The following is a 19847-nucleotide window of genomic DNA, read 5'->3' on the forward strand; positions in this document are numbered from 1 at the left end:
GGCCACTGACAGCGGCCCCCGCAGGTCGTCTACCAGCTCGCCCGGCGGTACAGCTCCCAGAGCTGCATGACCGTCTGCGGGTCGAGCGCGCGCTCGCCGCCGCCGATGTCCTCGCCGGCCGCGATGTAGAGCTTGCCCTGCCACAGCGGCAGCAGACGGACGTCCTGGACCATGATCTCCTGGGCCTCGACGAACTCGTCCGTCACGGTCCCGCGGTCGCTGTCACGGCGGGACTTCGGCAGCAGCTCGTTGGTGATCCGCGGGCTGACGTACGGCGTGCCGAGGACGTTCTCCCTGCCCACGAACGGGGCGACGAAGTTGTCCGGGTCCGGGAAGTCCGGGAACCAGCCGCGGCCGAAGACCGGGTACTGGCCCTGCTGGTAGCCCTCCTGGAACTCCGTCCAGGGCTTGCCCTTCAGGGTGATCTTGAAGAGGCCCTGCTCCTCCAGCTGCCGCTTGAGCTCGGCGAACTCGGCGGCGGTCGAGGAGCCGTACCGGTCGGTCGTGTACCAGAAGGTCAGCTCGACGGGCTCGTCGATGCCGGCGTCCCGCAGGATCTTCTTGGCCTTGGCCGCGTTGGGCGAGCCGAAGCGGTCGAAGAACTTGGTGGTGTGAGCGGCGATGCCCTTGGGCACCATGGAGTACAGCGGCTCGGCGGTGCCCTGGTAGACCTTGTTCACCAGCTCGTCGCGGTCGACGAGCTGGGCGATCGCCTTGCGGACGGGGAGCTTGGCGACCGTGGGGTCCTGGGCGTTGAAGACGAGGTAGCGGATGTCGGCGCCGGTGGACTCGACGAGCTGGAGGCCCTTGTTCTCGGGGGCGTCCTCCTGGAGGGCGACGACCTCCTCGGCGGTGAGGCCGCGGTAGGTGGCGTCGATCTCGTCCTTCCGGAGCGCGGCGACCATGGCGTCGGAGTCGTCGAAGTACTTGATCGTCGCGCCGCCGTTCTTGCGGTCGGCGAATCCCTTGTACGTCGGGTTCTTGGTGAGCTCCGCGACCTTGCGCTCCTCGTAGGAGTCGAGGACGTAGGGGCCGGAGCCGGTGACCTTGCCGTCCTTGCGGAGCTTGTCCGCCGGGTAGTCGGCCGGGTCCACCAGGGACATGGCGGGGGTCGCCAGGACGTACGGGAAGGTGGCGTCCGGCTTGTTCAGCCGGAAGACGACCGTGCGGTCACCGATGGTCTCGATCTTGTCGAGGGAGCCCAGCATCCCGTTGGGGCCGCCCTCCTGGTCGATCTTCCGGATGCGCTCGATCGAGTACTGCACGGCCTTGGCGTCCAGCTTGTGGCCGTTGGAGAACGTGAGTCCCTCGATCAGCTTGCACTCGAAGACCCGGCTGGAAGTGTCGGAGAACTTGCAGTCGGCGGCGTCCGACTGCGGCGTCGTACTGCCGGTCGGGAAACTCACCAGGGTCTGGAACACATTCCGGAAGAGCTCCCAGGAATTGTCCCAGGCGGCGGCCGGATCAAGCGTGGAGGGAGAACTCGTCGTACCGATGACGATTCTCTGATCCCCGGCGGAATCACTGTCCGAGAAGACACCGCATCCGGACACCAGGGATATGGACACAAGGGCTGCAGCGGCCTGCAGACTGGTCCGGTTGAACACGTGCACGCTCCTCGTTCAGCCAGGGGTCGGCCGACGATACCGCAGCACCCCGTCAGGTCAATGTTCGAGCCTGACGGGGCACTTGAGGCATTCGACGTATAACCGGGTTCAATCCGGACACGAAATCCGGAAAGTGTCCGGTTATCGGTCACCCGACTCCGGCGTTCAGGAAAATCCCGCCGTCGACGACGAGCGTCTGGCCGGTGATCCACTCGGACTGGGACGAGGTCAGGAAGGCGGCCGCGCCGCCGATGTCCTCGGGCTCGCCGAGCCGGCCGAGCGGGTACGAGGCGGCCGCCTCCGCCTCCCGGCCCTCGTAGAGCGCCTGCGCGAATTTCGTCTTCACGACGGCCGGGGCGATCGCATTGACCCGGACCAGCGGCGCGTATTCGTGTGCCAATTGCAGAGTGAGGTTGACCATCGCGGCCTTGCTCATTCCGTATGCGCCGATGAAGGGCGAGGCGGAGACGCCCGCGATGGAGGCGATGTTCACGATCGCCCCGCCGTGCTCCTTCTGCCAGGCGTGCCAGCTGCGCTGGGCGAAGCCGAGCGCGGAGACCACGTTCGTCTCGAAGACCTTGCGGGCCACGCCCAGGTCGAGATCGGCGATGGGGCCGAAGACCGGGTTCGTCCCCGCGTTGTTGACCAGGAAGTCCAGCCGGCCGAAGCCGTCCATCGCCGCCTCGACGGCGGCCGCCTGGTGGGCCTCGTCGTGCGCCTTGCCGGGGACGCCGATCGCCCGGTCGGCGCCGAGCCTCTCGACGGCCTCCTTGAGGGCCTCCTCGCCGCGTCCCGTGATGACGACCCGGTCGCCGCGGGCGACCAGCGCCTCGGCGACGCCGTACCCGATGCCCCGGCTCGCGCCGGTGACGAGGGCGACCTTGCCGGAGAGCTCCGGCCGTGCGTTCGCGGTCATGTCCGCCTCCTCCTCTCGCTGCTTCCCGTACGTCAGTTGAGCGGGCCGCCGGCCACGTACATGACCTGGCCGGAGACGAAGCCGGCGTCGTCGCCCGCGAAGAAGGCGATCGCGTGGGCGACGTCCTCGGGGCGGCCGACCCGCTGGACCGGGATCATGGAGGCGGCGGCGGCCTGGAACTCCTCGAAGCCCATGCCGACGCGCTCCGCGGTCTGGGCGGTCATCTCGGTGACGATGAAGCCCGGGGCGACGGCGTTGGCGGTGATGCCGAACTTGCCGAGCTCCTTGGCGAGGGTCTTGGTGAGGCCCTGCAGACCGGCCTTGACGGCCGAGTAGTTGGCCTGGCCGCGGTTGCCGAGCGCCGAGGAGGAGGACAGCGACACGATCCGGCCGAAGCCCGCGTCCACCATGTGCTTCTGGCAGGCCTTCGACATCAGGAAGGCGCCCTTGAGGTGCACGTTCATGACGAGGTCCCAGTCGGACTCGCTCATCTTGAAGAGCAGGTTGTCGCGGAGCACGCCCGCGTTGTTCACGAGGATCGTCGGCGCCCCGAGCTCGGCGGCGATCCGCGCGACGGCGGCCTCCACCTGCGCGCTGTCGGAGACGTCGCAGCCGACCGCGAGGGCGGTGCCGCCCGCGGCGGTGATCTTCTCGACGGTGTCCTTGCAGGCCGCCTCGTCGAGGTCGAGGACGGCGACGGCGCGGCCCTCGGCCGCCAGGCGGAGCGCGGTGGCGGCCCCGATGCCCCGTGCGGCACCCGTGACGACGGCTACGCGCTGCTCGGTGGTGGACATGCTTGGTTCTCCTCGCCCTTGGATCGTCCCTGGTCGCGGCCGAACCGGTCGCGCGCTCCTGCGTCCCGCACATGAGCGACCGCTTAGTATCGTCCGCAGAACGAGACGCTAGAAGCCCTGGCACCCGGTGTCAACGGCCCACCGGGTGCACCAGGTCACTCTCCGTCCCCGGGCGCGCGCCCTCAGCGCACCAGCAGGTCGAGGAGGCGCTCCACCTCCGCCTCGGGGTCGGCGGTGAGCCCCGTGTGCACGGGCCCCGGCTGCACCACCGTGGAGCGCGGTGCGATCAGCCAGCGGAACCGCCGGCCGGCGTCGTCCCGGGCCGCCTGGCCCGCCGCGTCGCCGCCCAGGCAGACGCCCTCGACGGCACGCAGTGCGGCCCGCACGCCGGTCACGTCGGCGGCCGGGTCGAGCACCGACAGCTTGGCCTCGTCCAGGTGCGTGCGGGCGGCCACGAACGAGCGGGCGCGGCAGTAGACGACCACGCCCGCGTTGAAGCACTCGCCGCGCTCGACCCGCGGCACCACGCGCAGCAGCGCGTACTCGAAGACATCGCGGTCGGTCACGTGGTGCTGTCCTTCTCGGTGGAGTGCGCGCGGGGCGCGAGGCGCTCGGCGAGCCAGCCGGGCGGCTGCTGGGGCCTGTTCTCGGTGCGCGGGCCGAGCGTGATCCGCTCGTGGATGGTGGCGGCGCGCGGCAGCAGCGCGTCGACGTAGGCGGCCCGCACCTCGTCCGGTCCGGCGAAGCCCGGCTCGTCGACCAGCCACTCGTCGGGGACGTCGGCGGCGACCTCCTCCAGGAGGGCGCGGGTGACGAGCGGCGCGAGTTCGGCGGCGGCCGTCGCCACGTCCGGGGCGAACGGGGCGAGGGCGTGGTCCGAGGCGTCGTAGGGCTTGGCGGCGGACGCCTGCGCGCCCGGCCAGTTGTGGTGCCAGATCATCGTGGCACCGTGGTCGATGAGCCACAGCTCGCCGTGCCAGACGAGCATGTTCGGGTTCCGCCAGGACCGGTCGACGTTGTTGATCACCGCGTCGAACCAGACGACCCGGCCGGCCTCCCGGGAGTCGACCTCGTAGGCCAGCGGGTCGAAGCCGAGCGAGCCCGGCAGGAAGTCCATGCCCAGGTTGAGGCCGCCGCTCGCCTTGAGCAGCTCCTGCACCTCCTGGTCGGGTTCCGACAGCCCGATGACCGGGTCCAGCTGGAGGGTGACGAGCTCCGGAACCCGCAGGCCGAGGCGGCGCGCGAGCTGCCCGCAGACGACCTCGGCGACCAGGGTCTTGCGACCCTGGCCGGCTCCGGTGAACTTCATGACGTAGGTGCCGAGGTCGTCGGCCTCGACGATGCCCGGGAGCGAGCCGCCCTCACGCAGCGGCGTCACATACCGGGTCGCAGTGACTTCGGTGAGCATCCGGCCAGGCTAACCGCCGCTCGGCACGGGCGGTGACGGCCTGCCGGGGTGGCCCGGCCCGCCGTCCGCCGCCGCGCCGCCATCGCCGGCCGACGCGCCCCCCGTCGCGGTCAGGCCCGACAGGTCCGAGCCGTCGGTCAGGCGCCCCGTGAGGCGCACGGGACCCTCCCCGTCGGCCCTGGCGGCCAGCACGGGCCCCTGTCCGGTGGCGGAGACCGCGCCCCCGGCGGTCACGCCCACGACGTGGCGGCTGCCCGCGGCGAGGAAGTAGCGCGTGCCCGAGGGCGCCGTCCAGTAGCCCCCGGCGAGCACGTGCTGGCCGAAGCGGCTGCACGCCGCCGTGTCCGCGACCTCGGCCACCCGGCGCCAGGCCGGGACCTCGAACGACAGGGCCACCCGGCCGCCGCCCTCCCAGGTGTCCGCGCGGGTGCACACCCACACGGCCCGGCCGGCCCGTTCGGGCAGGGCCTGCTCGGCGTACTCCCAGCGGTTGACCGCGCGGACGCCGGTGCCGTGCAGCCCCGCGAGGGAGCAGGCGGAACGGGCCCAGGCGGCGAGGCCGCGGGCACCGGTCGCCTCGCGCGGCGCGCGCGCCGGAGCGCCCGCGCCCGGCGGGGGCGTCCACGTCAGGTGGACCGGGGTGAGCTCCCCGAGGTCGGCCAGGAGGAAGGCGTGATCCTCGACGATCCGGGTGGAGGAGCGCAGTTGGAGCGCGGTCGTCCGGGGGCAGGAGGCCGCCGCGGCCGGGGCGCCGTCGTAGGGCACGGGCGCGGTGACGCCGTCCGGGTCGACCGCGAGGGGGCCGGCGGCGGTGCCGGGCGAGCCGAGGTCCCGGGTGCCGGCCTCGGCGATCCAGGGCGCGAGGAGGAACCGGGTCCCGGACCCGGTGCGGCCGACGACGACGGCCGCGCCGGTGGTGACGTCCGCGTCGTCCGCCCGTGCGAGGTCCAGGACGGCGGGCCCCCGGCCGTCGCCGGGTTCGGCGTAGCGGGCGAGGCGCCGGCCGTCGTGCAGCAGGACCACGGCCGTGTCGTCGACGGTGCCCGCGAAGAGGAGACGGGGCGGGTCGGCGGGCGGCGAGGTCGGCGTCCCGGGGGTGGCCGTCAGGCGGGCGCCGCCGGCTGCGCCCTTTCCCCAGGCGGCGAGGGCGCGGCCCAGCAGGGCGGTGTCCCCGGTGCGGGGTCCCCGGGCCGGCCAGGCCGTGAAGTCGACCCGCGCGGTGTCGGCCCAGCGGTCGGCGGGCGCGCGGACCAGGGCGGCGGGGTCGAGGGAGGGTACGGAACCGGCGACGGAGACGGTGCCGACCGGTCCCGCGGGCTCCCCGTCCAGTGCGGACCGGAGCCCTCCGGTGGCGACGGTGGCGGTGGCGGCGAGCAGCAGGGCTCCCGCGAGTGCGGCGAGCCGCCCGTGTCTGCTGCGACGCAGGAGGTCGGTGGGGCGGGTCTGGACGGTGCACGGGTCGAACTCGGCGCTGCGGAGCAGTCGTTCGACGTCGGTGCCGGAGCCGGCGACGATCCGGTCCGCACCGCGCAGGGCGGCGGAGGGCTCCGCGACGCCGGCCGAGGCGAGGAGGCGCGCCACCGCGTCCTCGGTGAGGTGTTCGAGGGTACGGAGGGCGAGGGCGGCCCGGACCTCCGGCGACGTCCCGGCGAGCGCCCGGTCGAGGGCGAGTTCCTCGGTGCCGCCGGCCCGGGGGAAGAGCCGGAGCCCCAGCACGAGGGGCAGGGGCGCCAGCGCCGCGTACCGGCGGGTCGGATGGAGGGCCGCCCTGACCACGGTGGCCCGGAGCCATGCGTGGGCGGGCCGTTCGCTCCCGCGCTGTCCGGGGACGGCGGGCCCGGGCGGCGCGGCCGGGGGGTCCGCCTCCGGAGTGCCCGGGGGCACGGCGCCGGTCGGTGCGGGGTCCGGCGTCCCGGTGCGGGACGTCTCCGGTCCGCTCCGCCGGGCGGCGGCGGGGAGGGCGCGCTGCACGAGGGTGTGGGCCGTCAGGACGCGGCGGTGGCGGCCCAGCGCGGGCGGCAGGATCAGATAGGCGAGCCGGACCAGCCCGGAGTAGTTCTCCACGAGCGCGGCCTCGGCGGCCTCCCGGGCGGGGCGGCGGTCGGATATCGAGATGTCGTGGGTCGAGTGGCGGGACAGCATGACCGTCCAACGAGTCCGGGGGCCGCGGCGTCACGTCGGACCTGTGGCCGTACGACTCCCCGTGAGCGGTACGCCGGGGCCTGGGGGCGCGGCGGGGGGGGGGGGGGGGGGGGGGGGGGGGGGGGGGGGGGGGGGGGGGGGGGGGGGGGGGGGGGGGGGGGGGGGGGGGGGGGGGGGGGGGAGGGGTGGGGGGGGGGGGGCGCCCCCCCCCCCCCCCCCCCCCCCCCCCCCCCCCCCCCCCCCCCCCCCCGGCCCCGGCTCTGCCCCGGTCCCCCGGTGGACCCTTACTTGGGCATCAGGACGGTGTCGACGATGTACACGGTGGCGTTGGCCGTGGGGACGTTGCCGCAGACGACCTTGGAGGTGGCGTTGACCGTGTAGTCCTCGCCGGAGCCCTTGGTGGTGACCGTGCCGGTCTCCAGGGTCGGGAAGCTGCCGTTCTCCAGCTGCTTCGGCGTCAGCTTCTGCCCGACCACGTGGTACGTGAGGATCTTGGTCAGCGTCTCCTTGTCGGCGAGGACCTTGTCCAGGTCGGCCTTCGGGATCTTGGCGAAGGCGTCGTTGGTCGGCGCGAAGACGGTGATGTCCTTGGCGTTGTTCAGCGTGTCGACCAGACCGGCCTTCTTCACCGCGGCGACCAGCGTGGACAGGGCGGGGTTGTTCGAGGCGGCCGTGGCCACCGGGTCCTTGGCCATGCCGTCGAAGGAGCCGGCACCGTCCTTCGGGACGGACGCGCAGGCCGGCCCGAACGGGCCGTCGGCGGGCATGTCCGTCCCGGTCGACGGCGTGTTCGCCGGAGCGCTGGACGCCGACGCCTCGGAACCGGCCTCGGCCTTGGTGTCCGCGCCGGAGTCCGAGCACGCGGCGAGGGCGAAGGGCAGCACGGTCGCGGCGGCCGCGGCGACGGCGGCACGGCGGAGGCGGAGAGCGTTCATGAGGAGGAACCCCTTGGATCGGATGCGCGGCGGGACCGCGCACGGTGAGGAAGGACGAACGACCACCCCGGCCGGGAGTGTGACGACGTGTCCGGACCGCCGGCGGGAAGTCCCGCCCGTGGCCCTGGTGTCGTGGGTGTTTCGGTTCCCGGGGCCGCCCGGATGGGTCTCTCACCCGATCGAGTGAAGAAAAGGTCCGCGCTAGGGTCTGGGGGTGCTTCCGCGGACCCTCCTCACCAGCCGTTCCCTCGCCGACGCCGCCCTCCTCTCCCACACGGAGCAGGGCCGCGCGTGGCCCCTCCTGGTGTGGGCGCCGGGACCGGGCGTCCGGATGGTGTCGAGCGCCGTCCTCGGCGGGGGCATCGGCGAACGGGCCTGGGTGCTGAACGCCCAGGTGCCTCCCGGCTACGGCCGCCTCGACCCGGTCGCCCACCTCCGCGACCTGGCCTCCGGGGCGGGGCTCGACGGCACCGGCGTGGGGCTCATGACGGCGGCCTCGGTCGCGGACCGGCGCCACGCGGCGGACGGCGGCGCCGAGGCCCTGGTCACCGCCGGCATCGGGGTACGCGGCTGGGCCGCCGCGCCGGGGGCCGGGGACGTCGCGCCGCCGCGCCCGGGAACGATCAACATCATCGTGTCGCTGCCCGTGCCGCTCACCGACGCCGCCCTGGTGAACGCCGTCGCGACGGCCACCGAGGCCAAGACGCAGGCGCTCGTCGAGCTGGGCGCGGACGCCTCCGGCACCCCCACGGACGCGGTCTGCGTCGCCGCCCCGTCGCCCGCCGCGGCCGGGGACGGTCCCGTCGGGCCGGGCCCCGAGTCGTTCGCCGGGCCCCGCTCCCTCTGGGGCGCGCGGCTCGCCCGCGCGGTGCACCGGGCGACCCTGGCGGCCTGCGCGGACCTGCTCGCGGCGGAGCGGCGGTGAGGCTCCCCGCCCTCGCATCGTTCGTGCGTCGTAACCTGGCCACATGTCCGACTCCGCGCACGGCCTGACGACCGGGGCGGTGGCCCGCCGCCTCGGGGTGTCGCCGACCACCCTGCGCTCCTGGGACCGGCGGTACGGCATCGGCCCCGCGGCGCGGGAGGACGGCCGCCACCGGCGGTGGGCCCCGGCCGACGTCGCGGCGCTGGAGGAGATGTGCCGGCTCACGGCCTCGGGCGTGCCGCCCGCGGAGGCCGCCAGGACGGCCCGGCGGGCACGCGTCGGCCCGGCCGACGAGACGCCGGCCCCGGCCGCCGCCGCGGGGGGCGGCCCCCGCCCGCCCGCCCGTCAGCCGGGGTCCGGGAACGGGCTGCCCCTCGGGGACGTACGCCTGGAGTGCCGCGGGCTGGCCCGCGCGGCGGTACGGCTGGACAGCCCCACCCTGGACGCGCTGCTCCGGGAGGTCGTGGCGGAGCACGGTCTCGTCACCGCCTGGGAGGAGGTGATGGCGCCGACGCTGCACGCGGTCGGCCGGAAGTGGGAGTCCTCGGGGGACCGTTACGTCGAGGTGGAGCACCTGCTGTCGTGGCACGTCTCCACCGCGCTCCGGCAGGCCTCGTCGCTCGGGACCGGTCCGGCGGCCGCCGCTCCCCCGGTGCTCCTCGCGTGCGTGCCGGGCGAGCAGCACACCCTTCCGCTGGAGGCGCTGGCGGCCGGACTCGCCGAACTCGGCCTGCCCACCCGCATGTTCGGTGCCGCCGTCCCCGCCGAGGCGCTCGACGCCGCCGTGCGGCGGATGGGGCCGTCCGCGGTCGTCCTCTGGTCACAGGCACGTTCGACGGCGCACCACGCGCTCGCCGGGCAGATCGCCGCGAGCGCGTTCGGCGTCAAGGGGGCGCGCACCCGCCCCCTCGTGGTCCTCGCCGGGCCGGGCTGGGCCGGCCGCGCCCCGGCCGCCGGCATGGCCCGCCCGACGGGCCTGCGGGAGGCGCTCGGCCTCCTCGCCCGCCTGTGCACGGAAGCGGGGAACGCCGCCGAGGCCGGATGACCTCCGGCCCGGGGCGGCGGCTCAGGACCGCGCGCCACCCGCCGTGCCGGACCGGCTGCGCACCGGGCACGATGGCCCGGTGGACCGCGACCTGCACGTGCCCGAACTCGCCGCCGAGCGCGGATTCGCGCTGCGGCCCTGGCGGCTCTCCGACCTTCCGCTGGTGCGGGAGGCGTCGCGGGACCCGTACATCCCGACGATCACGACGGTCCCCGCCCCGTACTCCGATCGGGAGGGGGTGGCGTTCGTCGAACGGCAGTGGGGCAGGGCCGCCGTGGGCACCGGGTACCCGTTCGTCCTGGTGGATCCGGACGGCCGCCCGGTCGGCAACGCGGGCCTCTGGCTCCGGCCGGACCCCGGCGTCGCGTCGGTGGGGTACTGGGTGGTGGCGTCGGCGCGCGGCCGGGGCGCCGCGCTGAGCGCGCTGCGGGCCGTCACCGGCTGGGCCCTCGGGGACCTGGGGCTCTCCCGCGTCGAACTGCACGTCGAGCCGTGGAACACGGCGTCCGCGGTGACGGCCGAGCGCGCGGGCTTCCGCCGCGAGGGGCTGCTGCGGGACGGCCTGCGGATCGGGACGGGCTCGCGGGACGTGATCCGCTACGTCCTCCCGGGCGGGGAGCGCGGCGCCGCGCTCGAGGGCGGTGCGGGGCCGGCGGGCGGCGCCTGACCCGTACGCCCTGCGCGGGGTGTCAGCCGTGCGAGAGCAGCGCGGCGGTGAGCTCGGCCGCGCGGCGGTGCCAGAGCGCCGCGCCGCGGATCATGGCGTGCCCGCCGACGGGCATGGGGATGCCCGCCGCGTCCGCGCCGGCGGCCCGGGCCCTGCGGACGAACTCCCAGGACTCGCGGGCTGAGGTCACACGGTCGGACTCGTCGTGGAGGAGGTAGAGCCGCCGGCCGCCGAGGTGGTCGACGGGCTCGCCGGTGGGGCACCAGGGGGCGAGGGCCACGACGCCGCGGACGGCCGGGGCGCCGGCGGTGCGGAGCGCGGCCCGGCCTCCCATGGAGTGGCCGAGCAGGACGACGGGGACGGGGCCCGCCTCCTCCCGGAGCCGCGCGAGGGCGGCCTCGGCGTCCCGGGCGGCGTCCGCGCGCTCGCCGTTCCAGCCGCGGTGCTCGTAGCGCACCTCGGCGATCAGCACGTCCCGGCCCCGGACGGCGCGCGTCACGGCGGCGGCGAAGGGGCGCATCCGCAGCGCGGGGAGGTTGAGCGCGGGCGGCGGCTCCGGTCCGTCCGCGCGGCCGCCGTGGAGGAGCAGCACCGCGGCGGTGGGGGCCTCGGGCGCGTGGCGCACCAGGAGCGTGCCGGGACCGGCGGCCCGTCGGGTCCTGCACCCCGTCATCGCGCGGCCGTCCCGCTCGTACGGGCCGTGCCGGCCGCGTGACCGGGCCGCTGCGCCATGGGGGCCTCCGGGATTCGGTGGGCCGCGCGGCGAGCGGTCGGGCCGTCGCGCGCGGGGAGAGCGAGGTGAGGGCCGCAGTCTGCCAGGTCCGTCGCACCGTCAGGAACAGCGCCTGCGGGCGGGGGTCCGGCGGACGGGCGGCCCGTGGACGTGAGGTGTGGCCTCGGCCGGTACTTCGGTGCCGGCGGCCGGTCGGTCGGGTCCCGGTCCCGGCGGGGCCGGTTCAGGCGCCGACCGCCTCGGCGACGAGGACCCGGCGCATGCGCTGGAGGCCGCGGCGGGCATGGCTCTTCACGGTGCCCAGGGGGAGGCCGGTCCGGTCGGCGATCTGCACCTGTGTCAGGTCGGCGAAGAAGGCGAGCGCGAGGACGTCGCGCTGGACGCTCGGCAGGCGGGCCAGCTCGCGGGTGACGACGATCCGGTCGAGGACGTGTCCGGCGTCCTCCGGCGAGGCCGCGGCGGAGGCCGGCGGCAGGGCCGCGCCCGCCGCGGCGACCAGGTCGTGGCGGCGGGTCCGGGCGGTCAGGGCGTCGGCGGTCTTGCGCCGCGTGATGCCGACCAGCCAGGCGGGGACGGGGCCGCGCCGGGGGTCGTATCCGGCGCGGCCCTTCCAGGCGGCGAGGAAGACCTGCTGGGTGACGTCCTCGGCCTCGCGCGGGTCGCCGAGGACACGGGCCGCGAGGGTGTGCACCAGGGTGCTCCAGCGCCGGTGGGCGAGCGCGAGGCACTGTTCGTCGCCCCGGACGAGCCCGCGGCCGATCTCCTCGTCCGAGAGGGTGTCGTACGGGTCGCCAGGACGCACGGGCCGGTCGGCGCGGACGGTCGGGTCTGTGGGGGTCATGGCGCGATCTCCTCCGCCCGGAGCCCGGTGCTCCCGGCCTCCTCAGCCTCCGGCCGGAGGAGGTGGCGCCGCAATTCGCATCGTTCGTGCGTCGTCTTGCGCGTCGCTCCGTGCGGGGCGGACGGTCGTCGCCCCCACGCCCCGGGCCGAGGGGGGTGTCGCGCCGCGGTTCAGTCCCTGCCGCGGGCGTGCCGGAAGCGGGCGAGGCCCTCGGAGAGGTCGACGATCGGATCGGGGTAGTCGCAGGAGGCGCGGTCCAGGCCCTTCAGCCGCCACGGTTCGTGGACCGCGGAGCCGTGGACGTCGGCGAGCTCCGGGATCCAGCGGCGGACGTAGGCGCCGTCGGGGTCGTACCGCTTGCCCTGGAGGACGGGGTTGAGGACCCGGTGGGGCCGGGTGTCGGTGCCCGTGCCCGCCACCCACTGCCAGTTGAGCTGGTTGTTGGCGACGTCGCCGTCCACGAGGAGGCCCAGGAAGTGCCGGGCGCCCTCGCGCCAGTCGACGTAGAGCGTCTTGGCGAGGAAGGAGGCGGTGAGCAGGCGCCCCCGGTTGTGCATCCAGCCCTCGTGGGCGAGTTGGCGCATGGCGGCGTCCACGACGGGGTAGCCGGTCCGGCCCTCCCGCCACGCGGTCAGGTCTGCCTCCGCCTCCTTGCCGCGCCGCCAGTGGTCGAGTCGCGGCCGGTAGTCCTCGACGGCCGTCTCGGGCCGGGCGGCGAGCACCTGGTGGTGGAAGTCCCGCCAGCACAGCTGCCGGACGAACGCGTCGGCGCCCGGCCCGCCGCGGGCCCGTGCCCGGTGGACCGCCTCGGTCGCCGACACGGCGCCGAAGTGGAGGTACGGCGAGAGGCGCGAGGTCTCGTCGCCCGCGAGGTCGTCGTGGGTCTTCTCGTAGGTGTCGACGTGCCGGGACAGCCAGCTCCCGAGCCTGCGCCGGCCCTCCGGCTCGCCGCCCGTGGCCAGGCCCTCGGACACGTCCGAGACCGAGGACCGGTCGGGCAGCGGCTCGGAGCGCAGTCCCAGGGGCACCCGCACGGCCCGGGGGGCCTGGAGGGGGTTGCGCAGCGGCTCCGCGGACCAGCGCTTGTGGTACGGGGTGAAGACGGCGTAGTGGTCCGACCCCTGCGGGGTGACGTCGCCGGGCGGTACGGCGGTGGTGACGGCGTCGTGCACGTACAGGCGGCAGCCGGCGGCTTCCAGAGCCTCCCGCAGCCGCGCCTCCCTCGCCCGGGCGAAGGCCGAGTACCCGGCGGACATGTGGACCTCGTCGGCCTCCGCCCGCCGCACCACCGCGCACACCTCGGTCACCAGGTCGCCACCGCGCACGATCAGCCGCCCGCCGCGCTCCTCGAGGCCGGCGTCCAGGCCGGCCAGGCAGTCCGCGAGGAAGGCGAGCCGGTTCGGCGCGGCGAATCCGGCCCGGTCGACGGCCGGGTCGCGGACGAACAGCGGGACGACCTCGTCGGCGGCGTCCACTGCGGCGCGCAGGGGCGGGTGGTCGTGCACGCGGAGATCGGAGGTGAAGAGGACGACGGAGACGGTCATGGCGCCACTTCCGGGGTAGGTCACCGGGCGGGCGGGCCACGGGGACCGGGCGCACCCGGCGGGGTGCTGTGCTGGTGGGCTGAGTACGGACGTGCTGTTCGCTGGTGTCCTGCACTCCCCTTCCGCTCGCGGGCCCCCGCCGGATGCGGCCGCCGGGCCGCCGCCCCGGCGACTACCCGGTCTCGCCCCGCACAGCCGTGTCGGGGATCGGAACCCGGGCGGCGGCGGCCTTCTCCGCCGTCCGCGCGATGTTCCTGGCCATGCCGCCGAAGACGACGGCGTGGAAGGGCGCGACGCTCCACCAGTACAGGTGTCCCGCCAGGCCGCGGGGGTGGAAGAGGGCGCGCTGGCGGTAGCGGGTGCGGCCGGTGGCGTCGTCGTGTTCGGAGCGCATCTCCAGCCAGGCGAGGCCGGGAAGCCGCATCTCGGCGCGCAGCCGGAGGAGGCTGCCGCGCTCGATCTCCTCGACCCGCCAGAAGTCGAGGGCGTCGCCGACCCTGAGCCGCTCGGCGTCGCGCCGGCCCCGGCGCAGGCCCACGCCGCCGACGAGCCGGTCGAACCAGCCTCGGACGGCCCAGGCCACGGGGAAGGAGTACCAACCGTTCTCCCCGCCTATGCCCTCGATGACCCGCCACAGCTCCTGCCGGCCGGCGTCGACGGTCCTCTCCCGCTCGTCGGTGTAGAGGCTGCCGCCGGCCCAGTCGGGGTCGGTGGGCAGCGGGTCGCTGGGGGCGCCCGGCAGCGTGGCGGAGGACCAGCGGGTGGTGACCTTGGCCTCCCTGACCCGCTGGAGGGCGAGCGTGAGGGCCCGGTCGAAGGGGACGGGCGTGCCGGGCGGGTCGGGGACGTGGTCGGCGATGTCGTGCTCGGCGCAGACCACCTCGTACCGCAGCGACTCGGCGAGCGGGCGGGCCAGGGCGGCGGGCACGGGGGTGACGAGCCCGATCCAGTGGCTGGAGAGGCGGGGGGTGAGCATCGGGACGGGCACGATGAGCCGTCGGCGGAGGGAGGCGACCTCCGCGTACCGGACCATCATGTCGTGGTACGTGAGGACGTCCGGGCCGCCGATGTCGAAGGCCCGGTTGACGTCCTCCGGCATGCGGGCGCTGCCGACCAGGTAGCGAAGCACGTCCCGGACGGCGATCGGCTGGACGCGGGTGCCGACCCAGCTGGGCGTGACCATGACGGGGAGCCGCTCGGTGAGATAGCGGAGCATCTCGAAGGAGGCGGAGCCGGAGCCGATGACCACGGCGGCGCGCAGCACGGTCGTGGGGACGCCCGACTCCAGGAGGATGCGGCCGACCTCGGCCCGTGACCGCAGGTGCGGGGAGAGCTCCCGCTCGGGAATCCGGGCCGGGGTGAGGCCCCCGAGGTAGACGATGCGGCGCACCCCGGCGGCGCGGGCCTCCTCGGCGAAGGTCCGCGCGGCGCGGCGGTCGGTCTCCTCGAAGTCGGGCCCGGAGGAGAGGGAGTGGACGAGGTAGTAGGCCACCTCCACGTCGCGGAACGCGGGTCGGAGCGTCTCCGCGTCGGTGACGTCGCCCCGGACCACCTCGACCTCGTCGGCCCAGGGGTGGTCTCTGAGGTTGGCCGGGGTGCGCGCGAGGCAGCGGACGCGGTGTCCGGCGCCGAGCAGCTCGGGGACGAGGCGGCCGCCGATGTACCCGCCCGCGCCGGTCACGAGGCAGAGCGGGGCGTCGGGGTCCGGGCCGGACGACGACGGGCCGGGGGCGGGGTCCGCTTCCGGGTCGGAAGGCGCGGGGGTGGGATGCGTCGCCATGGGGTGTGCTCCGTTCCGTCCCGTGGGGGGGGCTGGCCGCGGCGCCGCGCGTGCGGGCGCCACATGGATTCTTCTCTCCCGACGGCCGGGACGGATGCGCGGGAGCGACGTCTATAGGCTGGGCCCGTGGCCCGCGAAGATGACCGAGACGCTACCGCCGCCCCCGGGGGTACGGCGGGTGACCTGCAGAGCTTCGCCGTCGCGCTGCGCCGCACACAGGGCGAGATCAACCGGCTGGTCCACGGCTTCGCCCAGACCCAGGGGCTGCACCCCACGGACGTGCAGGCGCTGGCCGTCGTCCTGGACAGCCCCGAGCCGCTGACGCCGGGGCGGCTGCGGGAGCACCTGGGCCTCACGTCGGGCGCGGTGACGGCCTGTCTGGACCGGCTGGAGAGGGCCGGCCACATCCGCCGGTCGCGCGACAGCGCGGACCGGCGCGTCGTGCACGTGCGGTACGAGGACGGGGCGAAGGCCGCCGCCCGGCGGTACTTCCTGCCGCTGGCGGAGGCCGCGGAGCGGGCGCGGGAGCGGTTCGACCCCGAGGAGCTCGTGGTGGCCCTGCGCTTCCTGACCGCGCTGAACGAGGAGCTCGGGGCGCTGCGCGTCCCCCGTCGCTGAATCGGGTGCATCCGTTCGGGCGGGCACGGCCGAAGTGGCGGGCGAGAGCAGTCTCGTACCGGTCGGCTTCGTCGTCCACCCCGGACACCCTCGCGGAGCCGTCGTGATACATATTTCTCTCAATCATTGAGATAGTTAATGGTCGAGACACAGTTCGGAGTCCCCATGCCCCGCGCCCTGCGCCGGACCCGCTTGCTCCTACCCCTGGCACTCCTCGCCGTCTGGCTCGTCGTCGGCGGCGGCCTCGGGCCCTTCGCCGGCCGGCTCGGCGAGGTCTCCACCAACGACCAGGCCGCGTTCCTGCCCCGCAGCGCCGAGTCGACCCGCGTCATCGAGGAGCAGAAACCCTTCCGCACCGGCGAGACCGTGCCCGCGATCGTCGTGTGGACGGCCAGCGAAGGCGACGCGCCGGTGACCGGCTCGGCCGCCGAGGCGACCCGGGCCGTCGCCGCGCTGGCGGGCCGCCCGGGCCTCGCCGGACCGCCCTCCCCCGCACTGGCCTCGGAGGACGGCCGGGCGCTGCGGGCCGTCGTCCCGCTCCGCCCCGACCTCGGCGACACCCTGCCGGAGACGATCGACGCGGTCCGCGCCGCGGCGGCAGCCGTACCGGGGACGACGGTGTGGATCGCCGGGCCGGCCGCGAGCCAGGCCGACCTGGCGGGCGCGTTCGCCGGGATCGACGGACTCCTGCTGGGCGTCGCGCTGATCGCGGTGCTGCTGATCCTGCTGGTCGTCTACCGCAGCGTCCTGCTGCCGCTGATGATCATCCTCGGGGCGGTGTTCGCCCTCGGCCTGGCCTGCGCGATCGTCTACGTGCTCGCCGACGCGAACCTGGTCAGGGTCGACGGTCAGGTACAGGGCATCCTCTCCATCCTGGTGATCGGCGCCGCGACCGACTACGCCCTGCTGCTCGCCGCCCGCTACCGCGAGGAGCTCTCCGCCCCCGGCGCGGACCGCTTCGCCGCCATGCGGAAGGCCCTGCGCCGCTCCGTCGAGCCGATCGTCGCGAGCGCCGCCACCGTGGCCCTGGCCCTGATCGCCCTCCTCGTGAGCGACCTGGCCAACAACCGGGCGCTCGGTCCCGTCGGCGCCATCGGCATCGTCTGCGCGGTCGTCAGCACCCTCACCTTCCTGCCCGCCGCCCTGGTCCTGACGGGCCGCGCCGCGTACTGGCCGGCCCGCCCGCCGGCGCTCCCCGCCGACGCGGAGACCGAGGCCGGCCCCGGCGGCCCGGAGACCCCCGCCACCGCGGACGCGCCCGCGGCCGGTGACCGGAACACGGCCGGAGCGACGCCGGCTGCCGCGTCCGCGAAGGGCGGCCAGGCCATCTGGCAGCGCATCGCGGATCTCGTCGACCGCACCCCCCGCAAGGTGTGGGCGATCACCCTCGCCGGCCTGCTGGCCTGCGCCGCCTTCGCCCCCGCCCTCGACTCGCGGGGCGTGCCCCTCGACGAGATCTTCGTGAACGACGCGCCGTCCGTCGCCGCGCAGGAGACCCTGGGCCGCCACTTCCCCGGCGGCGCGGGCAATCCGGCCGTGATCATCGCCGACGCCGGGGCGGCCGACCGGGTGGTGGCCGCCGCCGAGGGCGTGGCCGGCGTCGCCTCGGCGGCGCCGGTGGACGCCACGGGCCGCCCGGCCCCCACCGCGCCGCTCGTCGTGGACGGCCGCGTGCGCATCGACGCCACCCTCGCCGCCTCGTCCGACAGCGACGCCGCCCGGGCCGCGATCGCCCGCCTCCGCACCGCCGTCCACGCCGTCCCGGAGGCGAACGCCCTGGTGGGCGGCTCCACCGCCCAGCAGTACGACACCCAGCGCACCGCCGCGCGGGACCGCGCGCTCATCGTCCCCGTGGTCCTGGCGATCATCCTGCTGATCCTGATGGCGCTGCTGCGCGCCGTGGTGCTGCCGGTGCTCCTGGTCCTGACGGTGGCGCTCAACTTCGCCGCCACGCTGGGCGTCTCGGCGCTCGTCTTCGAGCACGTCCTCGGCTTCACCGGCACGGACGCCTCGGTCCCGCTGTACGGCTTCGTCTTCCTCGTCGCGCTCGGGGTCGACTACAACATCTTCCTGATGTCCCGGGTCCGGGAGGAGTCGCTGCGCCACGGTGTGCGCGAGGGCGTGCGGATCGGCCTGACCGCGACCGGCGGCGTCATCACCTCGGCCGGCGTGGTGCTGGCGGCGACGTTCGCCGCGCTCGGCGTGATCCCGCTGGCCTTCCTGGTGCAGATCGCGTTCATCGTGGCCTTCGGCGTCCTGCTCGACACCCTGGTGGTCCGCTCGCTCCTGGTCCCGGCACTGGTGCGGGACCTCGGCCCCCGCGCCTGGTGGCCGGGCGCGCTCAGCCGCCTTCCGGAACACGGTGCGGACTCCGCCCAATCCGACGGGTCCTCCGCTCCGAAGGAGCAGTGCACCCCAGGAAACACAGGAGGGCACATCCGGTGAGAGAGCACGCACGGGTCGGCGGAGGCCGGGCCCCGGACCAGGGCGACGAGGCGCTGCCCGAGCTGATGGCCCGGGTCGCGCAGGGGGACCAGGACGCCTTCGCGGCCGTCTTCGACCGGGTCTCCGGCCCCGTCCTGGGCGTCGTCCGCTCGGTGCTGCGCGACCCCGCGCAGTCCGAGGAGGTCGCCCAGGAGGTGATGGTCGACCTCTGGCGCTCGGCCGCCCGCTACCGCTCCGACCGGGGCACGGTCCTGAACTGGGCGCTCACCCTCGCCCACCGCCGCGCGGTGGACCGGGTGCGCTCCGAGCAGGCCGCCTCGGACCGGGCCCGCCGGGTCGCGCTGCTCGACCACACACCGGCGTACGACGAGGTGACCGAGGAGGTCGAGAACCGGCTGGACCGCGAGCGGGTGCGGCGCTGCCTGCGGGGTCTGACCGAACGCCAGCGGCAGTCCGTCACCCTCGCCTACTACCGCGGCCTGACCTACCGGGAGGTCGCCGAGCTGCTCTCGCTGCCGCTGGGGACCGTGAAGACCCGGATGCGCGACGGGCTCATCCGGCTCCGCGACTGCCTGGGGGTGACGGCGTGACCGTCGACGACCTGCACACGCTGACCGGCGCCTACGTCCTCGACGCCCTCGACGGCGTCGAGGAGCGGGACGCCGTGGAGCGGCACCTGGCCCAGTGCTCCGCGTGCGCCGCCGAGGTGCGCGAGCTGTCGGAGACGGCGGCCCGGCTCGGGCTGGCCGCCGCCGAACCGGTCCCCGACGCGCTGCGCGCCGAGGTGCTGCGCCGGATCCAGGGGGTACGCCAGCTGGCGCCGCTGACCCCGCACTCCGGGCGCGCCTCCGGCGGGCGCCTCGGCCTGCGCCGGCTGCCGCGCTGGGCGCTGGCCGCCTCGCTCGCCGGGGTGGTGGCGCTCGCCGGCGTCGCGGGGATCGAGTACCGCCGCGCGGAGGAGGCCGACCGGCAGGCGGCCCGGGCGGAGGCCCAGGCGGCGGCCGTCGCGGCGGTCCTCGCCGCACCCGACGCCCGGGTGTCGACGGCCCGGCTCGCCGACGGCGCGGTGGGCACCCTCGTCCACTCCCCGTCCCTGGACCGCGCGGTGTTCGCGGCCGCGGGGATGCCGACGCCACCGCCCGGCAAGGTCTACCAGCTCTGGTACGACGACTCCGGGACGATGCGGCCGGCCGGTCTGATGCCGACGGGGACCGAGAGCTCGGCCACCCTCCTGACGGGCCGGGTGGACGGGTCCGCGGGCATCGGCATCACCGTCGAGCCCGAGGGCGGCTCGCCCCGCCCGACCTCGGCGCCGGTCGCCACCATGGCGATGCCGACGGTGTGACGGCTCCCGCGGTCAGGGGGCGGCACCGGGGGGGGGGGGGGGGGGGGGGGGGGGGGGGGGGGGGGGGGGGGGGGGGGGGGGGGGGGGGGGGGTGGGGGGGGA

At 75.6% G+C, this 19847-nt stretch carries 18 protein-coding genes; 7 read left to right on the plus strand and 11 right to left on the minus strand.

The window, feature by feature from the left end; all coding sequences use genetic code 11:
• Positions 1 to 29: 29 nt before the first annotated feature.
• The 7 genes from ACZ60W_RS32975 to ACZ60W_RS33005 all read right to left on the minus strand — a co-directional run bounded on the left by ACZ60W_RS32975 (position 30) and on the right by ACZ60W_RS33005 (position 7802).
• The gene (locus tag ACZ60W_RS32975) at positions 30 to 1607 is read right to left on the minus strand and encodes an ABC transporter substrate-binding protein (protein ID WP_469759078.1); all 1578 of its coding nucleotides are present in this window, start codon (positions 1605 to 1607) and stop codon (positions 30 to 32) included.
• Between the two features lie 148 nt (positions 1608 to 1755).
• Complete coding sequence (locus ACZ60W_RS32980) at positions 1756 to 2523, minus strand: SDR family oxidoreductase (protein WP_469759079.1); 768 nt, start codon at positions 2521 to 2523, stop codon at positions 1756 to 1758.
• Positions 2524 to 2555: 32 nt separating this feature from the next.
• Positions 2556 to 3317, minus strand: coding sequence for a 3-oxoacyl-ACP reductase FabG (gene fabG, locus ACZ60W_RS32985; protein WP_469759080.1), 762 nt, complete (start codon positions 3315 to 3317; stop codon positions 2556 to 2558).
• Between the two features lie 182 nt (positions 3318 to 3499).
• Complete coding sequence (locus ACZ60W_RS32990) at positions 3500 to 3883, minus strand: DUF3037 domain-containing protein (RefSeq protein WP_366039747.1); 384 nt, start codon at positions 3881 to 3883, stop codon at positions 3500 to 3502.
• The gene (locus ACZ60W_RS32995) at positions 3880 to 4725 is read right to left on the minus strand and encodes a HipA family kinase (protein WP_469759081.1); all 846 of its coding nucleotides are present in this window, start codon (positions 4723 to 4725) and stop codon (positions 3880 to 3882) included. The genes ACZ60W_RS32990 and ACZ60W_RS32995 overlap by 4 nt, the downstream gene beginning before the upstream one ends.
• Before the next feature lie 9 nt (positions 4726 to 4734).
• The gene (locus ACZ60W_RS33000; RefSeq protein WP_469759082.1) at positions 4735 to 6867 is read right to left on the minus strand and encodes a hypothetical protein; all 2133 of its coding nucleotides are present in this window, start codon (positions 6865 to 6867) and stop codon (positions 4735 to 4737) included.
• Between the two features lie 284 nt (positions 6868 to 7151).
• Entirely contained in the window at positions 7152 to 7802 is a 651-nt protein-coding gene (locus tag ACZ60W_RS33005; protein ID WP_469759083.1) for a fasciclin domain-containing protein, read from the minus strand.
• A gap of 214 nt (positions 7803 to 8016) precedes the next feature.
• Between ACZ60W_RS33005 and ACZ60W_RS33010 the strand changes: the two genes are divergently transcribed.
• The 3 genes from ACZ60W_RS33010 to ACZ60W_RS33020 all read left to right on the plus strand — a co-directional run bounded on the left by ACZ60W_RS33010 (position 8017) and on the right by ACZ60W_RS33020 (position 10439).
• Entirely contained in the window at positions 8017 to 8727 is a 711-nt protein-coding gene (locus tag ACZ60W_RS33010; protein ID WP_469759084.1) for an adenosylcobinamide amidohydrolase, read from the plus strand.
• 43 nt (positions 8728 to 8770) lie between these two features.
• Entirely contained in the window at positions 8771 to 9772 is a 1002-nt protein-coding gene (locus tag ACZ60W_RS33015) for a MerR family transcriptional regulator (protein WP_469759085.1), read from the plus strand.
• A 79-nt stretch (positions 9773 to 9851) separates the two neighbouring features.
• Positions 9852 to 10439, plus strand: a complete 588-nt coding sequence (locus ACZ60W_RS33020) for a GNAT family N-acetyltransferase (RefSeq protein WP_469759086.1) — start codon at positions 9852 to 9854, stop codon at positions 10437 to 10439.
• A 22-nt stretch (positions 10440 to 10461) separates the two neighbouring features.
• Here the strand turns inward: ACZ60W_RS33020 and ACZ60W_RS33025 are convergent, their stop codons facing one another.
• The 4 genes from ACZ60W_RS33025 to ACZ60W_RS33040 form a co-directional block, all read right to left on the minus strand.
• Positions 10462 to 11112, minus strand: coding sequence for an alpha/beta fold hydrolase (locus ACZ60W_RS33025; protein WP_469759087.1), 651 nt, complete (start codon positions 11110 to 11112; stop codon positions 10462 to 10464).
• Between the two features lie 283 nt (positions 11113 to 11395).
• Positions 11396 to 12013, minus strand: a complete 618-nt coding sequence (locus tag ACZ60W_RS33030) for a sigma-70 family RNA polymerase sigma factor (RefSeq protein WP_469759088.1) — start codon at positions 12011 to 12013, stop codon at positions 11396 to 11398.
• 170 nt (positions 12014 to 12183) lie between these two features.
• Positions 12184 to 13557 carry a cryptochrome/photolyase family protein gene (locus ACZ60W_RS33035; RefSeq protein WP_469759089.1) on the minus strand — a complete coding sequence of 458 codons (1374 nt, stop codon included), beginning with the start codon at positions 13555 to 13557 and terminating at the stop codon, positions 12184 to 12186.
• Positions 13558 to 13729: 172 nt separating this feature from the next.
• A complete protein-coding gene (locus tag ACZ60W_RS33040; protein ID WP_469759090.1) occupies positions 13730 to 15337 on the minus strand; it encodes an SDR family oxidoreductase in 1608 nt (535 codons plus the stop codon).
• A 126-nt stretch (positions 15338 to 15463) separates the two neighbouring features.
• Between ACZ60W_RS33040 and ACZ60W_RS33045 the strand changes: the two genes are divergently transcribed.
• The 4 genes from ACZ60W_RS33045 to ACZ60W_RS33060 all read left to right on the plus strand — a co-directional run bounded on the left by ACZ60W_RS33045 (position 15464) and on the right by ACZ60W_RS33060 (position 19745).
• Positions 15464 to 15955 carry a MarR family winged helix-turn-helix transcriptional regulator gene (locus tag ACZ60W_RS33045; RefSeq protein WP_469759091.1) on the plus strand — a complete coding sequence of 164 codons (492 nt, stop codon included), beginning with the start codon at positions 15464 to 15466 and terminating at the stop codon, positions 15953 to 15955.
• Between the two features lie 165 nt (positions 15956 to 16120).
• A complete protein-coding gene (locus ACZ60W_RS33050) occupies positions 16121 to 18400 on the plus strand; it encodes an MMPL family transporter (protein WP_469759093.1) in 2280 nt (759 codons plus the stop codon).
• A gap of 65 nt (positions 18401 to 18465) precedes the next feature.
• Positions 18466 to 18990, plus strand: a complete 525-nt coding sequence (gene sigK, locus ACZ60W_RS33055) for an ECF RNA polymerase sigma factor SigK (protein ID WP_469759094.1) — start codon at positions 18466 to 18468, stop codon at positions 18988 to 18990.
• Positions 18987 to 19745, plus strand: a complete 759-nt coding sequence (locus ACZ60W_RS33060) for an anti-sigma factor (RefSeq protein ID WP_469759092.1) — start codon at positions 18987 to 18989, stop codon at positions 19743 to 19745. The genes sigK and ACZ60W_RS33060 overlap by 4 nt, the downstream gene beginning before the upstream one ends.
• The last annotated feature ends 102 nt before the right edge of the window (positions 19746 to 19847 follow it).

It is taken from the genome of Streptomyces sp. NPDC104202 (assembly GCF_055584185.1).

Coding starts and splice junctions, on each gene's coding strand:
- ACZ60W_RS33050 (WP_469759093.1), top strand. CDS start 16,121: ATGCCCCGCGCCCTGCGCCGGACCCGCTTGCTCCTACCCCTGGCACTC.
- ACZ60W_RS33040 (WP_469759090.1), bottom strand. CDS start 15,337: ATGGCGACGCATCCCACCCCCGCGCCTTCCGACCCGGAAGCGGACCCC.
- ACZ60W_RS33025 (WP_469759087.1), bottom strand. CDS start 11,112: ATGACGGGGTGCAGGACCCGACGGGCCGCCGGTCCCGGCACGCTCCTG.
- ACZ60W_RS33005 (WP_469759083.1), bottom strand. CDS start 7,802: ATGAACGCTCTCCGCCTCCGCCGTGCCGCCGTCGCCGCGGCCGCCGCG.
- ACZ60W_RS33000 (WP_469759082.1), bottom strand. CDS start 6,867: ATGCTGTCCCGCCACTCGACCCACGACATCTCGATATCCGACCGCCGC.
- fabG (WP_469759080.1), bottom strand. CDS start 3,317: ATGTCCACCACCGAGCAGCGCGTAGCCGTCGTCACGGGTGCCGCACGG.
- ACZ60W_RS33015 (WP_469759085.1), top strand. CDS start 8,771: ATGTCCGACTCCGCGCACGGCCTGACGACCGGGGCGGTGGCCCGCCGC.
- ACZ60W_RS32980 (WP_469759079.1), bottom strand. CDS start 2,523: ATGACCGCGAACGCACGGCCGGAGCTCTCCGGCAAGGTCGCCCTCGTC.
- ACZ60W_RS33035 (WP_469759089.1), bottom strand. CDS start 13,557: ATGACCGTCTCCGTCGTCCTCTTCACCTCCGATCTCCGCGTGCACGAC.
- ACZ60W_RS33030 (WP_469759088.1), bottom strand. CDS start 12,013: ATGACCCCCACAGACCCGACCGTCCGCGCCGACCGGCCCGTGCGTCCT.
- sigK (WP_469759094.1), top strand. CDS start 18,466: ATGGCCCGGGTCGCGCAGGGGGACCAGGACGCCTTCGCGGCCGTCTTC.
- ACZ60W_RS32995 (WP_469759081.1), bottom strand. CDS start 4,725: ATGCTCACCGAAGTCACTGCGACCCGGTATGTGACGCCGCTGCGTGAG.